Genomic DNA, 16,458 nt, shown 5'->3' on the forward strand with positions numbered 1-16,458 from the left:
ACCGGCAAGGCGATCCGGGGCGTATCCGCCGAGGCCATGCGTATCCTTATGGACTACAGCTGGCCCGGCAATGTTCGGGAACTCGAGAATGCCGTGGAGCACGCCTTCGTTCTTTGCGCCGATGCCGACATAGACGTGTTCGATCTGCCCGTTGAAATCCGGCAGTGTGAATATCGACCGTTGCCCTCCATGGAACCGTCGCAATCCATGAAATCGGAAGACCGGAGAGAACCGCCGACGCGCGAACGGCTCATTGCGCTGCTCGATGAGTGCGCCTGGAACAAGGCCGAGGCGGCTCGACGCATCGGCGTCAGCCGGACGTCCGTTTGGAAATATATGAAGAAATGGCATATACCCCTGCAACCCGATGATTGCTGACGCACTATGTCGGCACATTGTTTGCATTAAATTGTATGTTCATCATACGGGCGGCGTTTCCCCGGTCGATAATCGTGCTGACAGGGGAGAGCCTCCGGCCATCATACAGGAGGAAAATCATGGTCACCATTATGACGGTGGGAGCCGCCGTATCCTCCGGCGAGTTCAGCGACGAGATCGGCGCCAGGGATGCCGCGAAAGCGGTAAGCGTCGATTCAGGGGGTGCGGCTTTGGATATGCTTTTGGAAAAACAGGTGGATCTCGTTATCGTCGATGAGACTTTGAAAGACATGTCCGGGCTTGACCTTGCTCGACAGGTCGCCGTCAAAAATCCGTTGGCCGCGGTTGCGCTGGTCAGCCCGCTTTCCGAAGAGGCCTTTCATGAGACCACTGAAGGGTTGGGGCTTCTCGCCCAGTTGCCGCCTCATCCCAGGCGATCGGACGCCCGGGTTCTTCTCGAAAAATTTGCGCGTGTCGTCCGGATGACCGAGCGTGTGGGAGGGTGAGGGATGATCATCAGCGTTGCCAGCGGTAAAGGCGGAACCGGAAAGACCACCATTGCGGTCAATATGGCTGCTTCGGCACCCGAAAGCGTTCAGTTGTTGGACTGTGACGTAGAGGCGCCCAACGCCCATCTGTTCCTGAATCCATCGATTTACGAGACCGAACCGATCTTTGTTCCGGTCCCCGAGATCGATGAAACCAAATGCACCCATTGTAAAAAATGCGCTGAGATCTGTCGTTTCAAGGCGATTGCCGTCATCGGCGAGACGGTGCTGACCTTCCCCGAGATGTGTCACAGCTGTGGCGGATGTGTTGTTGTATGCCCGGAATCCGCCGTTACGGAAACCGGCCGCCGCATCGGTGAGATTGAAAAAGGCCGGGCCGGTGAGATCGATTTCGTCCATGGACGTATGCGGGTGGGGGAAGCCATGTCGCCGCCCCTGATCCGGAAGGTTCGGGCATGTCGCGACCCCCGGAAAACCACCATAATCGACGCCCCGCCGGGAACCTCATGTCCGGCCGTGGCCGCCGTCAAGAAGACGGATTTTGTCCTCATGGTCACCGAGCCGACACCGTTCGGCCTTCATGACCTGAAACTGGCTGTTGGAGCTGTCCGGATACTCGGTATCCCGTGCGGTCTGGTGATCAATCGGTCCGACATCGGCAACGATCGCGTCCGGGAATATGCCGCCGATGCCGACATTCCGGTGCTGATGGAGATTCCTTTCGATCGGAAAATCGCCGGCGCGTATTCACGGGGGATTCTTATGATCGATGCATTGCCCGAATGGAAGGAGCGCTTCGAGACATTGTACAGAGACATCGCGGACTGCGTGAGGCGGGGGTGCGAACGATGAAAGAGTTGGTGGTGATCAGCGGCAAGGGCGGCACGGGTAAGACCAGCATTACGGCGTCCCTGGCTGTGATTGCAAAAAACATGGTGGTTTGTGATGCGGACGTGGATGCTGCGGACCTTCACCTTCTTTTGCAGCCCGATATCCGAAAGGAGACCGATTTTAAAGGCGGAAACACCGCCGTCATTGCATCCGAACGATGCACTGGATGCGGTACTTGTATGACGCTCTGTCGATTCGAGGCCGTGAGTGAGGATGTTCAGGGGAAATTCAGGATCGATTCCATCGACTGTGAGGGTTGCGGGGTCTGCGTTGATTTCTGCCCGGAAAAGGCCATTGATTTCCCGGAAAATACGTGCGGACAATGGTTCGTTTCCGATACACGGATCGGTCCCATGATTCACGCCCGTCTGGGTCTGGCCGAAGAAAATTCCGGAAAACTGGTCACCTTGATCCGCCAGGAGGCCCGGTCCTTCGCCGAAAAGCATCATCTGGGGCTGATCATCACCGACGGCCCCCCGGGGGTAGGGTGCCCGGTCATCGCCGCCATCGGCGGTGCGGCGACTGTTCTGATCGTGACCGAGCCAACCGTTTCAGGGATCCACGACATGGCCAGGGCAGCGGAATTGGCGATGCATTTCAAGATTCCGGCCATGATCTGCGTGAACAAGTATGATCTTAACCCGGAAAAAGCCGCCGAGATAGAGCGTTATGCCGAGCGCAACGGTATGGGCGTGGTGGGCCGGATCCCGTTCGATCCGGCGTTCACTCATGCCATGGTGGCGGGTCGTACCATTGTTGAGTATGCCCCCGACAGCGAGGTGTCCATGATATTGAAAAAGATTTGGGAGCAGATTGCCACGTCTTCGGCAATGATGGACGATGTTTGATAAAAAACGAATTTCCGAAGGAGATTGACTGGTTATGAGAGAAGGTAGAATTGCGATTCCGTCGCTGAACAACGGCGGGATCGACGGGAAAAGAGCGGGACATTTCGGGCACTGTGACGTTTTCACCTTGATCGATGTGGTCGACGGCAAAATTCAATCGGTTTCGACCATCCCTAACGAAGAGCATGTCCAGGGGGGGTGTATGGTACCGGTCAATCTGCTGGCCAGGAACAAGGTCAACGCCCTCATTGTCGGCGGCATTGGCATGCGGCCCCTGATGGGATTCCGCCAAATGGGGATCGATGTCTACTATGACGCCGAGCGTATCGATATTCAGCCGGTGGTGGCGGATCTTATCGCCGGCACCCTGCCGATGATCGATGAAACCCAGGTTTGCGGCGGCGGGGGCGGTCGTATTTGATGGAAACGGAGAATATTATGAAGATAGCAGTTACATCCAAGGGCACCGATATCCAATCGGCGGTGGACCCGAGGTTCGGACGCGCGGCCTACATCCTGATCGTCGATTCGGAATTGGAAAATCTTGAAGTTATCGATAACCAGAAAAACGTGGACGCTTTCAAGGGCGCCGGTATTCAGGCGGCGGCGACTCTCGGCGAAAAACAGGTTGATGTTCTCCTGACGGGCTATTGTGGCCCCAACGCCTTCAGAACCCTTCAGGCCGCCGGCATCAAGGTGGCCAACGACGCCAATAACTGCGGTACCGTTGAATCGGCCGTAAAGGCTTTCAACGAAGGCCGCCTTGCGTTCCTGAAAGACGCCAACGTGGACGGCCACTGGTAAACACCAGGTTGAATAGCAGCCGGCGGAGGGAATCGAATCGACTCGCCCCTCCGTCGGCCGCTTGAAGGCACACCCTACCCGTCCCATGGTTTTTGTGTTGCGCAGGCTTGAGGTTCCTGAGACCCTAACCTGAAGCGGCTGGGCGTACCCGATGGCAAGTTGGATAACGCTCGTCAATCGGGAGCGCCTGACGCGGCCGCCGTCGCGAGCCTGTTGATCAGACCCGCCTGAAAGCCTGCACCGAAACCGTTGTCGATATTGACGACCGACACCCCGGCGGCACAGGTATTGAGCATGCCCAGGAGGGCGGCAATGCCGCCGAAACTCGCTCCATAGCCGACGCTCGTCGGAACGGCAATGACCGGGTATGGCACCATCCCCCCCACAACGCTGGGAAGGGCTCCCTCCATTCCGGCCGCCACCACGGCTACATTGGCCCGGAAGAGGTCCTTTCGGGCCGCCAGAAGCCGGTGGATGCCGGCTACTCCGACATCGAAGATCCGGGTCACCCGATTGCCGAGAATTTCAGCGGTGACCGCGGCCTCTTCAGCTACCGGAATATCGGACGTTCCTGCACAGACCACGGCGATATTTCCCACAGCGGCAACCGGACGGGGATGCATGACGATGATCCTCGCCGTTGGATAAAAGACGGCGTCGGGGATGGCTTTCCGAATTTCCGTGAAAACTTCGGGACGAACCCGCGTCGCCATAATATTGTCGTGACATTGGATCAGCCGGAGACCGATTCCGACGATCTGTTCCACCGTTTTCCCTTCGGCGTATATGACTTCGGGGACGCCTGTCCTGAGGCACCGGTGCGTATCCACCTGCGCATAGCCCAGGTCTGAAAGCGGCAGTTGCTTCATGATGTCGAGAGCGCGCCCGACGCTGAGAGATCCGTTCCCGACGGCCTCCAGAACTTGCTTCAGTTCTTTCTCTTCCATTGTTTCTTCTTTCTGGTTTTCCTTTCCCGATTTTCTGCGTTGACCAGGCGCCGCCATCATCCGGAATGGGTTACAGGCTGTAGCGTATGCGATATTTCCCCCTACCCGAAATAGAAATTCGACTGAGGCTCTTTACTGGGAAAAATTTCGGATTAGTTTATTATTTAGCATTTCAGATGAGAAATGACGTCAAAAAAGGAGGTGCCATTATGGATGGTTTGAACATAAAAGTCAAAAACAACAGCTTGGCCGTGATATCCAAGTTGATGCACAATGCTTGTGCCAAATACGAGTGCAGCGTTATCTATAACGCTGAAACCAACACGGTTAAGTTCTCAGGGGACGACAGCCTGAGATCCCTTGTCATTGAAGATACCATGAATCTTTTCAAAAAAAACTGATGACCCGGTTCAGAGCGGCAAGTTTCAAGGCGAATGGAAGAGATAATCGGCATCCGCTTCGTCATCGGCTCCGCTGATCAGACCGTCGGACACTCGCGGCAGCATCACCGCCTGCGGCAGGGTGCTTCGTTTCCGGATTTGTGCGGGGATCCCCATCTTCCAGGCATGCCCCCTCCCGGCAATGACGATCATCAGCATGTCGGGGCGGCTGTAGAGATAGTCGAGCGCATGAATCGCCATGACTTTGTCCCATACCAGCTGGGCTTCACAAAAATAGGTGAGATTGAGTTGACCATGACCCTGCATCCCATGAGATTTTTTAATAAACGTCATGTAATTTTTGTCCACGTGGCAGGTGACCATCGGCAGGGCTTTCCGTTGCTTCGGATCGAGGGACTGGAAGCCGCCTTTGGCCACCTGACGTGTAATGTCTTTTGATACATTGAGTCCCACCACCGGAATCTTTTCATCCCTGGCATAATTCAGAATATCGCTGTAAAGCGACCAGGAAAAATTCCAGTTGTCATAATAGACGGCCTTGAAATCAGCGGAGGACGACTCACCGGCGACCCAGCGATCGAGTGCGGCCTGATCGTCCTTTCGGAACATTTCCATACCGATTGCGACCTTTGCCCCGGAACCATGAAGCGCCTTTATAACCGCGAGCTGGACATCGTGGTGTCTCTTTTGATCGTGAATTTCTCCGATGAACAGGATGCGGTTTCGAATCAGATCGGGTACGACGTCGGAAAGCGGCATCTCCCGTTGTCTGACGAGATCGGTAAGGCGGATTTCGGAAGCGGATACGATATTGCCGAACAACAGGAGTGCAACGGAAAGGAGGCCTGTAAGAATCCGGTTCGTTTTCATGGAACCCTCCGGTGCGAAAAGGGGTGATCTAAAAGTGGTGAACCAGGGGGGATGCCGTCACCGGCCAGACCCCTTTGTCCCGGTTCTGGGCGGCTTTGAAAACCAGATAACCGTATTTCCCGTAGTGGGGGATCTTTCGTAATATCGCTTCGATCGTGCCCGCCGATCCGTCGTCGAACACAGTGAATAGCGCAGAGACGTGCTTTTCGGAAAAGGGATGGCGGAACACCATGAAGAAGGCGTGGCCTTTTGTCGGATAGGCGGTGCCGCCGATGCGGACGAATTTATCCTCTCGGACCACCGATGCCGGCAGGTCACGCATCAGGTCGGGATTTCGGGGCACCCCCATGAAAATGATGTCCTTTTCCCGAATGACATCGGGTGTGACCCTGGATTCTTCGATGATTTCTGCCGAATCGATGCCTAAGGCCGCAATGAGGAGACGTGCCCGGGTGTTCCCTTCAACCGACGGTTCCGGAACCACCACCAGCGCAGCCTTCGATCCTCTGAGGCTGTTGACCGACGGGGTGAGTTCAGCCGGGTGGAGCCTCCGGAAAATGTCGGCGTCCGGATCGATGGCGAGTCTTGCCGGCGTGCCGGATTCTGCGGGAACATCGATGGCGAAGCGCGCGGTTTCCCCGTCCATGTCGACGGCGGTCCGGATCTCTCCCTTGGAAGAGAAAATCGTGACCGGCACCCGTACGCGGTAAACAGGGCCTGTTTGGCGAAGGGTTCCGCCGACGCGGTAGATGCCGTTCTCCCGGCGGGATGTCACGTCTTTCAGAACGAGCTGCACGGCACCCGGTCGATCGAGCCACTGGGTGAAGAACGGTTTAAGGGAACGGCCGTGGACCTCTTCGAAGACGGTTTCGATCTCCTGCCAGGAGACGGGTTTGAAGAGATAGTTCTGGTAAAGTGTTCTGAGTGCCTCCCAGAATGCGCCGTCTCCAACCTCTTGACGGAGCATATGGAAAACCATGGCGCCTTTGTCGTAGCCGACGACCTTGGTGGTCGGGTCGACGCGGCTTATGAACGCGCTCAGGGGGAAGTCTCGGTCGGGTCCGGCGACGGCGGCATAATTCCGGAGAAGCTGTCGTCGGTAGGCAGCCCCTTCCTCGGCCGAGGCGTGTTCATGATAGAGGTAATCGGATACGTAAGTGGTCAGTCCTTCGCACCAGTTTCCGCGGGAGGCGTCGACCCCGACGCCGTTGCCCCACCAGCAATGCGCAATCTCATGCCCCAGGCTGGTTTCCTTGATAAACGGGAGGTGAAGCACCTGGGTTCCCATCAGTGTGTAGGAAGGGAAACCGTATCCGGTTGGAAAGAAATTTTCCACCACAGCGAATTTTTCGAACGGATAAGGACCGAACAGCCCTTCGTAAAAGCGGATGAATCGAGTTATGGCCGCCAGATATCCATCTGAAAGGTGCCGGCTTTGGGGAAAGAGATAAGTGGCTGCGGTGACATCCCCGACAGCGGCCTCGCGGACTTCATAGGGTCCTGCAGAGAGGGCGATGGGCTCAACGGCTCGCTGGATCTCCCAACCGGACAGGGTCATTCCGTTTTCAGTCCGGACACCCATGGATTTACCGGCGGTGACGGCGACCATGCCTGCCGGCCCCGAGACTTCCAGCCGTATGGATGCCGGCGCGTCCACCGTCACAGGATACCACCCGGCTCCGCCAAGCAGAAAGACGCCGTTTTGGGATATGGTGCCCGTGACACCGTACCCGGGGTTGTCGGTGTTGACGGGCAGCATCGGCGCCGGATCATCGAAAAACCCCTCATACCGGATGGTTACTGCCAGAGGATCATCAGGTGCTTCGGCTGAACGGAATTTTGAAGGAATGGGGATGATGAGCCGACCCGAAGGTCGCTTGACCGAGACCGGCGTTCCGTTGATCAGCACCGCCTCAACCCGTACTTTTTCTGAGAGCTCCAATATCAACGCATCCGATTCCATGGTGGGGATGGTGATGAGATCAGACCCGGAAAGTCGGTGTTCAGCTGGAAACAAGCGGATTTTGAGGTCGTGAAGGACCATTCGCGGGCCGTGCCGGGACGACTGCGATCCTGCATCGTCGCAGGAGAAGAATAAGAGCAGGCCCAGAGGCACGATCAGCAAGACAGTCCGGAACCCAATGAACAGCGATAATCGATTCGGCATCGTGACGGTCCTCACACAGGTCGATATCAGATTCATCAGCCAATATGCCGGAAGATAATCCGAAAACCCATCCTGTCAATTTGGATCGGATACTCATGTGGTTAGGAAGGCTGAAGGCTGAAGGGGTGTGTTTTTGACGAACGGAGCATTCATCCCCCTTCAGTCTGTTCGGCTTTCGGTCGTCAGTCTCTATAGTCTGAAGCGGAGTGTCTGCATCGAATGGAGCGTCCATGCCCCTTCAGCCTTCAGTCTTCAACCTTCAGCCTCGAAAAAGAACTTGTCAGGAGTGTTCCGATTTGGTAAAAGATACTCTTTTTCATGGATGATTCAACTTTCGCCTTTTACGATATCGACCGCGAAAGCGGCTCCCTGTCGGCAGCGGTCGCTGTATGGCAAAAGTTGCGTCTCTGATTCACGGGAGGAAAAATGCCGTACTATGAATTCGAATGTCCGTCGTGTGGAAAACTCACCGAGGAGCTGGTGAAAGTGGGAACAGAGGAAATCCCCTGCTCCCGGTGCGGCAGGGCCGCTAAAAAAATCATGTCCCGCTGCACCTTCTCGCTGAAAGGCGGCGGGTGGTATGCTGATGGTTATGGGTCATCCAAAACAGGGGCGCCCAAGGCATAAATTTCATTAGAACCCGAATGGAGATGGGAGACCGATCGACCGGGTGTTTTTTTCAGTCCCGACGCATGAATGTCTCTGTTGCACACGGCAGGGGACAATGATGCGCCTGAGAATCAGATGATGGCGTATCTTGGCTGCCGAATGCGTTCGCTGCGGCACAGGGGGCATCGCCCCGGTTTTTTGAAGCGGCTCCGCTCCTTGAATGTAAATCCGCATGAGATGCAGGCGGCCGGAACGATTTTCAGTCGATGTTTCCGGTGTGTCAGGGATTTCGTGATGTGAGATAAATGTTGGTAGACTGCCTTTTCCTGAATGCCGAGGCGTTGCGAAATCTCATAGACGTCATGTTCACCTTCTGACAATACATCGATCATTTGTTCACGGATGGTCGGCATATCCCCTCCTGTGACGGTTTCAGGGTGGCGGGGGGCGGTATTGCCATGGATGAAGCCGGGACGGACAAACGGCCCGATGCGTTCATGGCAACGCCGCCCCCTGTGGATCGATGTGGATCCGATTTAATATCTGGATAACAAAATCCGCTTCCTGCCGCAACTTCTCTTTACAACCCATAGAAATTTGAGTATAAAATAACGTTACGGTATCCTGATGAGAGCGATACCCGAACGCTGCACTGTTTTCCGGGATCATGTTGATGGGGGATATTTCCAGCTTGTCGCTTTTTACACCTTCAAAATCCTTTGTCGTGGACAATTTGACGGAAGCCTCTGCGGCCTGGTTTCTTTTCCGACAGGACAATATTCTGGTGGATGAACGAAACGGCCGCGTGACCGTTCCGCGGGCCGTCACACCGGCGGCGCTGAATATCAACGCCCATCAGCTGCGATGCCTCGGGACGTTATCGCAAACGGCGTGCTATACAGGTGAACTTGTCGATGCCGATCCCGTTCCGGACGGCATGGCCTGTGTGGCCCTCCGGGGTCTTTTCGGCCGGCTCGACGACAGGGTTTACGGCCTTGCCGGAACAGCGCTTCAGCTCGTCAACTGGGATCGAGGACACCGGTATTGCGGTCGGTGCGGGACCGAAACCCTTCTGATGACGAGCGAACGCGCCAGAATTTGTCCGGCGTGCGAGCTGATCAACCACCCCAGGATCTCTCCTGCGGTAATCGTAGCGGTGATCCGTTCGGGTAAGATTCTGCTCGGGCGTTCCGGCCGTTTTCCAAAACCGAATTTTTTCAGCGTTCTGGCCGGATATGTCGAGGTGGGAGAGACGCTGGAGGCTTGCGTCCATCGCGAGGTCATGGAGGAGGTTGGCATCCGAATCCGGAATCTGAGGTATTTCGGCAGCCAGCCGTGGCCTTATTCAGGGGCGCTCATGGCGGCGTTTACCGCTGAATGGGCATCGGGGGAGATCTCCGTCGACGGTGAAGAGATTCTCGAGGCGGGATGGTATGGTCCCCGGGAACTTCCGATGACACCCGGTTTGGGTAGTGTCGCCGCCCGGTTGATCGATTGGTTCAAACACACATACGGATAATCAAGCCGCGACACATGGGAGCCGTTATCAATAGGAGGAGGAATCAGGAGAGAATGACGCTAACCAAGGCATCCATCATTGAGGAAATTCAGAACCAATTGCGGTTCTCCAAAAAGGAGACGACGGAACTCGTCGAAACGCTTTTGGAAATTATGAAGCGAACCCTGGCCGACGGTGAAGACCTTCTCATCAGCGGTTTCGGTAAATTTTGCGTGAAGGAAAAAAAGCAGCGGCGAGGGCGAAATCCCGCTACGGGTGACGATATGCTGCTCTCGCCGAGACAGGTGGTCACCTTTAAATGTTCAGGCAAGCTGAGAGAAAAAATTAACAACGGAACGTGATGGAAACGACTGGACCGATGATTTCACCTGAAGATACGCAATCCTCTACCACCCGAATGGTGGTGGCCGCTCTCATGACCGGCGTGGCCCTGAAGGCGCGGGATGTCGCGGCTTCGATTTCCCGATCCACGGGCAGGGATGTGACCCCGGCCGGAATTTCGGGTATTCTCTCCCGAATCAGCGATCCGTCCCGAAGTGATCTGGGAAATTTCATTCAAAAGCACAAGGCCGGCAACGCCTGGGTCTATACACTGTCTCCGGCCGCAAAGCCGCTTTCCGAAGCCCAGGCCTACGATCTGACCCAGAAAACCGGAGCCGACCGATACACTCTGGCACAGGCACTCCGGGACTATCCGGCGCTTCGGCGGAAGATCGCGGGGGAGGTCCGACCCGAGGTGCCAAAGGCGGCCTTTCGTATGGTTCGGAAGTTGGCGGATTCCGTGCGTCCCGGGCGGCGCATCGACTTCACGGCTCGAAAGGCGCCCAGACCATCCGATCACACGGTTGAGCTCTCCATTCAGTATTCCAGCCGGTACGCCCTCAGCATGGCCGCGTCACTGAGGACGTTCATCCTGCTCTGTCTTGCGGCGGTTCTTGCCGTCGGCGCCGCCTGCCTGTTTGTTTACGTCTTCCTTTTTCCAGCCCTGGTGCTGGTATCCGTTGCCGTGATCGCATGGCTCGGTCGGCAATATTTTCGCCGTTCAAGAGAGATTCGATAGCGGGTTTGCGGAAGACCCGGAAAATCTATCACCCTGCCTTAAGGAGGTTGTCATGGAGTGGAGGACCGAAAGGGATTCCATGGGGTCCGTTCAGGTGCCGTCGGATCGGTATTGGGGGGCTCAGACCCAGCGGTCCCTGGAAAATTTTCCCATTGGCGACGAACGCATGCCTCGTGAGGTGATCCGTGCCATGGGGGTTTTGAAAAAGGCTTGTGCCCAGGCCAATATGGATCTGGGGGTGCTGGATCCTGAAATCGGGCGACTCATCGTTCAGGCGGCGGACGAGGTCGCCGGGGGGAATCTGGACGATCACTTTCCCCTGGTGGTGTGGCAGACCGGCAGCGGCACCCAGTCCAACATGAATGCCAACGAGGTCATTGCCAACCGAGCCAATGAAACGGCCGGAGGACGACGAGGGGACAAACACCCGGTTCACCCCAACGACCACGTGAACAGGTCCCAGTCTTCCAACGATACCTTTCCCGCCGTCATGCATATCGCGGCCGTCGAGGCCATCACCCGCCGCCTCATTCCGGCCTTGTCCCATCTCCACCAAGCCCTGGATGAGAAAGTACGGGCGTTCCGCGATATCATCAAGATCGGCAGGACCCATCTCCAGGATGCAACGCCCCTCACCCTGGGTCAGGAATTCTCCGGTTATGCCCGTCAGATCGAACTGGGCATCCATCGTGCCCGGGGATGCCTCGATCGTCTTTATCCCCTTGCCGTCGGGGGTACCGCCGTGGGCACGGGACTGAATGCGCCGCCCGGTTTCGATCTCGCCGCGGCCGGGCATATCGCGGCAATCACCGGCCTGCCGTTTTCCGCCGCCGAAAACAAGTTCGAGGGCATGGCAGCCCATGACGCCGTGGTGGAGGCCAGCGGGGTCACGAGGATCCTGGCCGGCAGTCTCATGAAGATCGCCAACGACATCCGTTGGCTGGCCAGCGGCCCCCGGTGCGGTATCGGCGAGATCTTCATTCCCGCCAACGAACCGGGAAGTTCCATCATGCCGGGCAAGATCAATCCAACCCAATGCGAGGCCCTCACCATGACGGCGGTCCGGGTTATGGGAAACGATGTCACCGTCGGATTTGCCGGTTCCCAGGGGAACTTCGAACTGAATGTCTTCAAGCCGGTCATGATCTACAGTCTGCTTCAGTCCATCCGCCTCATTTCGGATGCGGTGATGAGCTTCACGGATCGCCTGGTCCAGGGCATCCGCCCCAACAAAGCGCGCATCGACATGCTGATGCAACGGTCCCTGATGCTGGTAACGGCTTTGAGCCCCCATATCGGATACGATCGGGCTGCGGCGGTGGCCCACGAGGCTCATCGTTCCGGAAAGACCTTGAAAGAGACGGCGGTGGCCATGGGTGTGGTGACGGCGGAAGAATTTGACCGGTGGGTGGTACCGGAGGCGATGGTGGGAGGGTTGAAGCCTGGAGATTGAAGGAAAAGAGCCGCGTTATGGTCTACGGAGGCGTTCGTAGAGCCGTCGGCAGAAGTGGTGAAAATCGCTGTCCTCGCGTCGCCGGGGGCGGGACAGGTTGACCCGGATCTCCGCCTGGATGCAGCCCGGGGTTTTGCCCATGACGAGGATCCGGTCGGCCAGGGTGACGGCCTCACTCACGTCGTGGGTGACAAAGAGAATGGTGTGGGAAAAGGTTTTCCAGAGATCCAGCAGCAGGCGCTGCATCTCCTCGCGGGCCTGGGCGTCAAGAGCGGCAAAGGGTTCGTCCATTAAAAGCACCTTGGGTTTCAGGATGAGAACCCGCGCCAGGGCGACCCGCTGTTTCATGCCGCCGGATATGGCGGATGGGCGGTAGTCCCGAAACGGTGCGAGCCCTACCAGTTCAAGGAAACGGTCCACCTCTTCCCGGGCGCGCTTTCTTCCCCGAAACCCTCCCTTCAGCCCGAAAGCGATGTTTTCCGCCACGGTCAACCAGGGGAAAAGCGCCTCCTCCTGAAACACCACGCATCGGTCGGGTCCGGGTTTCGTGACGGGCTTCCCGTTCAGAATCACCGAACCGGCGTCGGGTGGAAGAAAGCCCGACAGGATCTTGAGCAGGGTCGATTTGCCGCATCCGCTGGGGCCCAGTATGCAGATCATCTCCCCGGTGGCCGCCGTAAAGCTGATGTCCTTCAAGACGGTCAATACCTTGTCGTTGACGGAGAAAGACTTTTCCAGCCGGAGAATTTTCAGGGCCGCAGGTGGCGGCGATTCGGACGACGAGCCCGGGATGAGCCTGAGCGAGGCTTTCATCCTGACCGCCGGGCGCTTTTGAATGAGAGCTTCAGCAGACAATCGAGCATCCTGTCGCTGGCCTGGCCCATCACGGCGATGACGATAATGCCGACGATGACGATATCGATACGGCCCAGCATCCGCGCGTCCATGATGACGGCTCCCAGGCCGTTGGGCACCCCCGTCAACTCCCCCAGAACCAGATACGCCCAGGAGACGCCCAAACCCAGCCGGAGACCGGTGACGATGTGGGGCATGGCGGCTGGAATCAGAATGGCGAAGACGCCCCGGATCCGGCCTGTGCCCATCATGGCGCCGGCCTGGAGAAGCAGGATGTCGACCTGGCGAGCGCCCGTCGCGGCGTTGAGGTAGATGGGGAAAAACGCGGCGAGCGCCACCAGGAATATCGTGGTTTTCATCCCGATGCCGAACCAGACGAGCGCCAGGGGCAGCCAGCTGATGCCGGGGACCGCCCGGACGGCGTTGACGGACCCGCTGAGCAGCTGTCGGAAGACGGCCACTCTGCCCGAGAGGATGCCCAGAGGCACTCCCGCCAGAGCGGCGATGAGAAACCCCAGGGCGACCCGCCCGAGGCTGGCCGCCGTGTCGGTCAGGAAGCGTCCGGCATAGGGGGTGCTGCCGGCTGTGCCCAGAATGTAAGCGTATGCGGATCGGGCAATGTCCTTCGGATGGGGAAGGAGGTAGGCGGGGATCCTGTCGGTTTCGCTGATGAAAAACCATCCGGTGATGCAGGCGGCGGGAATGATCCATGGGATCAGCCGCCGTCCTCCGGCGTTGGATTTTTCCATGCCTATGGCTCCGTCCGGACCCGTCCGACAAAGGTGAGATCGATGAGACGATCGTAATCCGGCTCCTGCTCGATGATGCCCAGCGCCGTCATCCGCCGGGCCAGGGCCTTGACCCTTGCGACAAAGGCCTTGTCCATGTCCCAGGTCAACGCCATATTGTCGGCCGCCGCCCTCAAGGTGTCGATGTCGGTGCCAAACGTCGCGGCCTTTGCAAGCCATGCCTCGCGATTCCCCGTCAGGTAGCGAGTGGCACGGGCGTGGGTTTTGACGAGCCGGTATACGGTATCCGGTTTCTGCCGGATCATCTCCCGGGTCACCAGCATGCCTGCGTTGATGGTGCCGATGGATTCCCCGTAATACGGATAGGCGAGAATCCGGCCGTAACCTTTCCGGACGGCCAGGGTCGGGAAGGGTTCACCGGAAAGGAAGGCGTCGATGTCGCCCCGGGCCAGGGCCGTTCCCATGTCGAAAAAGTCGATCCGGAGCAGGGTCACATCCTTTTCCGGCGAGAGCCGGTGCCGGGTCAGCGTTTCCCGCAGAAGGATCTCATGCATGGTTCCGGGCACGTAGCCGATTCTTTGTCCCCTGAGATCCTGAACCGATTGGACGGCGCCGTGTTTTTTCACCACTAAAGCCGAACTTTTGTTGCAGAGGGCCGCCACGAGGACCACGGGCTGACCCAGGGTCGAGGCGTGGATGGCGTGGACGATGGTGGTGCCGCACATGTCGAGGCTGCCGGCCAGCAGCGCCGTCTTCTGGTCGGCCGGATTGGTGAAGGGGAAGACCGCCACCTTGTCGCCCCCCTCCATGAATTCCGCGTAAAAAAACGGCTGAATGGTCTGGGCGGTTTTCCATGTCCCGACCCGGAGCGTCCGGGCCGACGTCGCAGCGGGGAGAAGCCCTGTGAGGATGAGCAGGGCGGCCAGGGAGCGGCGAAATCGAATTCTTTTCATGAAGGATACGCCTTTTTTCGGGGTGAAGGCCAACGGGGGGCGGCCCGTCCCAGCCTTCGGTCTCTGTCCTTTTCTTCTCAACCGCCGAAACAGTTGGAGGCCAGGTCCGGGTTCCAGCCCATTTCCACCTGCATCTTTCGGCAGTCCGCGATGTCCCGCCCTCTGCCCTTTCCGGTGTCGGCCTTGGCGTCTCTGGGGCTCGATCCCACCTCGGGGAAGAAAAGATTGGCCCCGGCCGCAAGTGATGCCGTGTGGGGTTCATGGGTGCAGTGGGCCCGGGGGACGTTTGCCATGACAAGTCGGCTTACCGCCACCATCCGCGCCATCTCCTGTTCAGTGATCATGCCGTGTTTCGTCATGGGCGATCCCGGGAAATTGATCCGGCGCATGATGCCGCTGTATACGGCCCCGTAATCCCGGGCCAGGAACATCAGGTCGACGATTTCCTCAGGGTTGTGCTCGGGGCCGACCGGTTCCACGCAGTTCATCCACTTGAGGCCGACATCCTTGAAAACGCTGATGGTGCGGATCCGCTTTTCCGGCGAAAAGGGGGTGTCGCGTCCCTCACCCAGACGCACGGCGTGATAGGCTCCCTCGAACCCTGCCGCGAGAAGGGCCTCGGCTTCCCGGTGGTTGACGTCCCGGGTGTTGGCCACAAGGGGCGTGGCGACGACCTTTTTGATCAGTCGTCCAATGTCCAGAAGTCGATCGAAGGAAAATGTGCCGGTGGTCATGACGTTGAGGGCGTCGGCCCCCTGGGTCTCGGCATCCCTGGCCCAGGTCAGGATTTCCGTTTCGCTGAACGTGACGGTATGGGTGAAGATGCCCGCCCGGCGTGTGAGGGAACAGAATTGGCAGTCAAAGGGACAGGGTTCGATGTTGACGCCGATGTGAAGATGGTTTTCTCCCTTGCCGTTGAACCGTTTCCGGGACATCTCGTCGGCGGTCTGCATCAGTGCATAGGTTTCACGGGTGTGAAGGCCCAGGTTCATCAGTACCAGGGCCTCTTCTCGTCGAATCCCGATGAAGTCGGCCCCTTTTTTCAAAATATCGGCGACATGTGGTGAGATTTTCCAGCTCATGATTTTCCCGGGTTCTGTTGAAGTGATCCGAAGGTGCCGGCGACGGTCATCCCTGGCGGGGGAGAGTCACCGGTGCGGTTCTGCAAGGCCGTGGTGCTTTGCCCTGCGGCCTTTCAGGCGCCGATGACAGCCATCGGGCCGGTCTTGACAAGGGTGTGTGCTGCCGGCTGTGCGACGGAACAGCCTTGAAAGGGTTGCAGCCGTTGTTTCGTCCGTCAAAAATATCTACCCTCAACTTTCGACTTTCACAGGCCGTATCTTTTCGGTCATCGTCATGAAAGTCGAAAATTGAAATCTACCCTTAAATTGACCGCCTGTCAATCGTGTCCATGGATATGGGTCCAGGAGGCGGCACCGGCTCAT

General features: G+C 57.8%; 20 protein-coding genes. 12 read left to right on the forward strand and 8 right to left on the reverse strand.

Annotated features, from left to right (window positions below; all coding sequences use genetic code 11):
* From AB7S84_RS06115 to AB7S84_RS06140, 6 genes are all read left to right on the forward strand, one after another.
* A partial coding sequence (locus AB7S84_RS06115) for a helix-turn-helix domain-containing protein (protein ID WP_428153444.1) occupies nt 1–378 on the forward strand: 378 nt, incomplete at its 5' end.
* Nucleotides 379–497: 119 nt separating this feature from the next.
* A complete protein-coding gene (locus AB7S84_RS06120) occupies nt 498–884 on the forward strand; it encodes a response regulator (RefSeq protein ID WP_020875693.1) in 387 nt (128 codons plus the stop codon).
* Nucleotides 885–887: 3 nt separating this feature from the next.
* A complete protein-coding gene (locus tag AB7S84_RS06125) occupies nt 888–1,739 on the forward strand; it encodes an ATP-binding protein (protein WP_428153447.1) in 852 nt (283 codons plus the stop codon).
* Nucleotides 1,736–2,626, forward strand: coding sequence for an ATP-binding protein (locus tag AB7S84_RS06130; RefSeq protein ID WP_020875695.1), 891 nt, complete (start codon nt 1,736–1,738; stop codon nt 2,624–2,626). Before AB7S84_RS06125 ends, AB7S84_RS06130 begins: the two co-directional genes overlap by 4 nt.
* Nucleotides 2,627–2,660: 34 nt before the next feature.
* A complete protein-coding gene (locus tag AB7S84_RS06135) occupies nt 2,661–3,047 on the forward strand; it encodes a NifB/NifX family molybdenum-iron cluster-binding protein (protein WP_020875696.1) in 387 nt (128 codons plus the stop codon).
* Nucleotides 3,048–3,064: 17 nt separating this feature from the next.
* Entirely contained in the window at nt 3,065–3,430 is a 366-nt protein-coding gene (locus tag AB7S84_RS06140; protein WP_428153450.1) for a NifB/NifX family molybdenum-iron cluster-binding protein, read from the forward strand.
* Nucleotides 3,431–3,603: 173 nt separating this feature from the next.
* Here the strand turns inward: AB7S84_RS06140 and larB are convergent, their stop codons facing one another.
* On the reverse strand, nt 3,604–4,377 hold the full coding sequence (gene larB / locus AB7S84_RS06145) for a nickel pincer cofactor biosynthesis protein LarB (protein WP_020875698.1): 774 nt from the start codon (nt 4,375–4,377) through the stop codon (nt 3,604–3,606).
* A 209-nt stretch (nt 4,378–4,586) separates the two neighbouring features.
* Between larB and AB7S84_RS06150 the strand changes: the two genes are divergently transcribed.
* The gene (locus AB7S84_RS06150) at nt 4,587–4,778 is read left to right on the forward strand and encodes a hypothetical protein (RefSeq protein ID WP_020875699.1); all 192 of its coding nucleotides are present in this window, start codon (nt 4,587–4,589) and stop codon (nt 4,776–4,778) included.
* A 24-nt stretch (nt 4,779–4,802) separates the two neighbouring features.
* On the opposite strand, the gene AB7S84_RS06155 is transcribed toward AB7S84_RS06150, so the two are convergent.
* Nucleotides 4,803–5,648: a ChaN family lipoprotein gene (locus AB7S84_RS06155; protein ID WP_020875700.1), complete on the reverse strand. Its 846-nt coding sequence runs from the start codon at nt 5,646–5,648 to the stop codon at nt 4,803–4,805.
* Nucleotides 5,649–5,676: 28 nt separating this feature from the next.
* Nucleotides 5,677–7,815 (reverse strand): M1 family aminopeptidase, encoded by a 2,139-nt coding sequence (locus AB7S84_RS06160; RefSeq protein WP_428153454.1) that lies wholly within the window; start codon nt 7,813–7,815, stop codon nt 5,677–5,679.
* 426 nt (nt 7,816–8,241) lie between these two features.
* Here AB7S84_RS06160 and AB7S84_RS06165 point away from each other — a divergent pair, with 426 nt between their 5' ends.
* Complete coding sequence (locus AB7S84_RS06165) at nt 8,242–8,442, forward strand: FmdB family zinc ribbon protein (protein WP_020875702.1); 201 nt, start codon at nt 8,242–8,244, stop codon at nt 8,440–8,442.
* 113 nt (nt 8,443–8,555) lie between these two features.
* On the opposite strand, the gene AB7S84_RS06170 is transcribed toward AB7S84_RS06165, so the two are convergent.
* Complete coding sequence (locus tag AB7S84_RS06170) at nt 8,556–8,837, reverse strand: transcriptional regulator (protein ID WP_020875703.1); 282 nt, start codon at nt 8,835–8,837, stop codon at nt 8,556–8,558.
* Between the two features lie 260 nt (nt 8,838–9,097).
* Between AB7S84_RS06170 and nudC the strand changes: the two genes are divergently transcribed.
* Genes nudC through fumC form a run of 4 tightly spaced genes read left to right on the forward strand, consistent with a single transcriptional unit; the run spans nt 9,098 to nt 12,456 of the window.
* On the forward strand, nt 9,098–9,943 hold the full coding sequence (gene nudC / locus AB7S84_RS06175; RefSeq protein ID WP_020875704.1) for an NAD(+) diphosphatase: 846 nt from the start codon (nt 9,098–9,100) through the stop codon (nt 9,941–9,943).
* Nucleotides 9,944–9,996: 53 nt separating this feature from the next.
* Complete coding sequence (locus AB7S84_RS06180; protein ID WP_020875705.1) at nt 9,997–10,284, forward strand: integration host factor subunit alpha; 288 nt, start codon at nt 9,997–9,999, stop codon at nt 10,282–10,284.
* Nucleotides 10,284–11,003: a hypothetical protein gene (locus AB7S84_RS06185; RefSeq protein ID WP_428153458.1), complete on the forward strand. Its 720-nt coding sequence runs from the start codon at nt 10,284–10,286 to the stop codon at nt 11,001–11,003. Before AB7S84_RS06180 ends, AB7S84_RS06185 begins: the two co-directional genes overlap by 1 nt.
* 52 nt (nt 11,004–11,055) lie before the next feature.
* Complete coding sequence (gene fumC / locus AB7S84_RS06190) at nt 11,056–12,456, forward strand: class II fumarate hydratase (RefSeq protein WP_428153460.1); 1,401 nt, start codon at nt 11,056–11,058, stop codon at nt 12,454–12,456.
* Between the two features lie 15 nt (nt 12,457–12,471).
* Here fumC and AB7S84_RS06195 read toward each other — a convergent pair whose 3' ends face one another.
* The 4 genes from AB7S84_RS06195 to AB7S84_RS06210 all read right to left on the reverse strand — a co-directional run bounded on the left by AB7S84_RS06195 (nt 12,472) and on the right by AB7S84_RS06210 (nt 16,095).
* Nucleotides 12,472–13,311, reverse strand: coding sequence for an ABC transporter ATP-binding protein (locus tag AB7S84_RS06195; protein ID WP_428153464.1), 840 nt, complete (start codon nt 13,309–13,311; stop codon nt 12,472–12,474).
* Nucleotides 13,266–14,060 carry an ABC transporter permease gene (locus AB7S84_RS06200; protein WP_428153466.1) on the reverse strand — a complete coding sequence of 265 codons (795 nt, stop codon included), beginning with the start codon at nt 14,058–14,060 and terminating at the stop codon, nt 13,266–13,268. Before AB7S84_RS06200 ends, AB7S84_RS06195 begins: the two co-directional genes overlap by 46 nt.
* Nucleotides 14,061–14,062: 2 nt before the next feature.
* Nucleotides 14,063–15,013 (reverse strand): ABC transporter substrate-binding protein, encoded by a 951-nt coding sequence (locus AB7S84_RS06205; RefSeq protein ID WP_428153468.1) that lies wholly within the window; start codon nt 15,011–15,013, stop codon nt 14,063–14,065.
* Between the two features lie 77 nt (nt 15,014–15,090).
* Nucleotides 15,091–16,095: a radical SAM protein gene (locus AB7S84_RS06210; protein WP_428153470.1), complete on the reverse strand. Its 1,005-nt coding sequence runs from the start codon at nt 16,093–16,095 to the stop codon at nt 15,091–15,093.
* Nucleotides 16,096–16,458: the final 363 nt, after the last annotated feature.

Origin of the sequence: Desulfococcus sp. (assembly GCF_050178255.1) — a bacterium.
GTDB lineage: Bacteria > Desulfobacterota > Desulfobacteria > Desulfobacterales > Desulfococcaceae > Desulfococcus > Desulfococcus multivorans.

Excerpts from the sequence above, each read along its gene's own strand:
- larB (WP_020875698.1), bottom strand. The coding sequence starts at position 4,377 with ATGGAAGAGAAAGAACTGAAGCAAGTTCTGGAGGCCGTCGGGAACGGA.
- AB7S84_RS06160 (WP_428153454.1), bottom strand. The coding sequence starts at position 7,815 with ATGCCGAATCGATTATCGCTGTTCATTGGGTTCCGGACTGTCTTGCTG.
- AB7S84_RS06200 (WP_428153466.1), bottom strand. The coding sequence starts at position 14,060 with ATGGAAAAATCCAACGCCGGAGGACGGCGGCTGATCCCATGGATCATT.
- AB7S84_RS06150 (WP_020875699.1), top strand. The coding sequence starts at position 4,587 with ATGGATGGTTTGAACATAAAAGTCAAAAACAACAGCTTGGCCGTGATA.
- AB7S84_RS06205 (WP_428153468.1), bottom strand. The coding sequence starts at position 15,013 with ATGAAAAGAATTCGATTTCGCCGCTCCCTGGCCGCCCTGCTCATCCTC.
- AB7S84_RS06180 (WP_020875705.1), top strand. The coding sequence starts at position 9,997 with ATGACGCTAACCAAGGCATCCATCATTGAGGAAATTCAGAACCAATTG.
- AB7S84_RS06130 (WP_020875695.1), top strand. The coding sequence starts at position 1,736 with ATGAAAGAGTTGGTGGTGATCAGCGGCAAGGGCGGCACGGGTAAGACC.
- AB7S84_RS06140 (WP_428153450.1), top strand. The coding sequence starts at position 3,065 with ATGAAGATAGCAGTTACATCCAAGGGCACCGATATCCAATCGGCGGTG.
- AB7S84_RS06135 (WP_020875696.1), top strand. The coding sequence starts at position 2,661 with ATGAGAGAAGGTAGAATTGCGATTCCGTCGCTGAACAACGGCGGGATC.
- nudC (WP_020875704.1), top strand. The coding sequence starts at position 9,098 with ATGGGGGATATTTCCAGCTTGTCGCTTTTTACACCTTCAAAATCCTTT.
- AB7S84_RS06155 (WP_020875700.1), bottom strand. The coding sequence starts at position 5,648 with ATGAAAACGAACCGGATTCTTACAGGCCTCCTTTCCGTTGCACTCCTG.
- AB7S84_RS06165 (WP_020875702.1), top strand. The coding sequence starts at position 8,242 with ATGCCGTACTATGAATTCGAATGTCCGTCGTGTGGAAAACTCACCGAG.
- AB7S84_RS06185 (WP_428153458.1), top strand. The coding sequence starts at position 10,284 with ATGGAAACGACTGGACCGATGATTTCACCTGAAGATACGCAATCCTCT.
- AB7S84_RS06125 (WP_428153447.1), top strand. The coding sequence starts at position 888 with ATGATCATCAGCGTTGCCAGCGGTAAAGGCGGAACCGGAAAGACCACC.
- fumC (WP_428153460.1), top strand. The coding sequence starts at position 11,056 with ATGGAGTGGAGGACCGAAAGGGATTCCATGGGGTCCGTTCAGGTGCCG.
- AB7S84_RS06170 (WP_020875703.1), bottom strand. The coding sequence starts at position 8,837 with ATGCCGACCATCCGTGAACAAATGATCGATGTATTGTCAGAAGGTGAA.
- AB7S84_RS06210 (WP_428153470.1), bottom strand. The coding sequence starts at position 16,095 with ATGAGCTGGAAAATCTCACCACATGTCGCCGATATTTTGAAAAAAGGG.
- AB7S84_RS06120 (WP_020875693.1), top strand. The coding sequence starts at position 498 with ATGGTCACCATTATGACGGTGGGAGCCGCCGTATCCTCCGGCGAGTTC.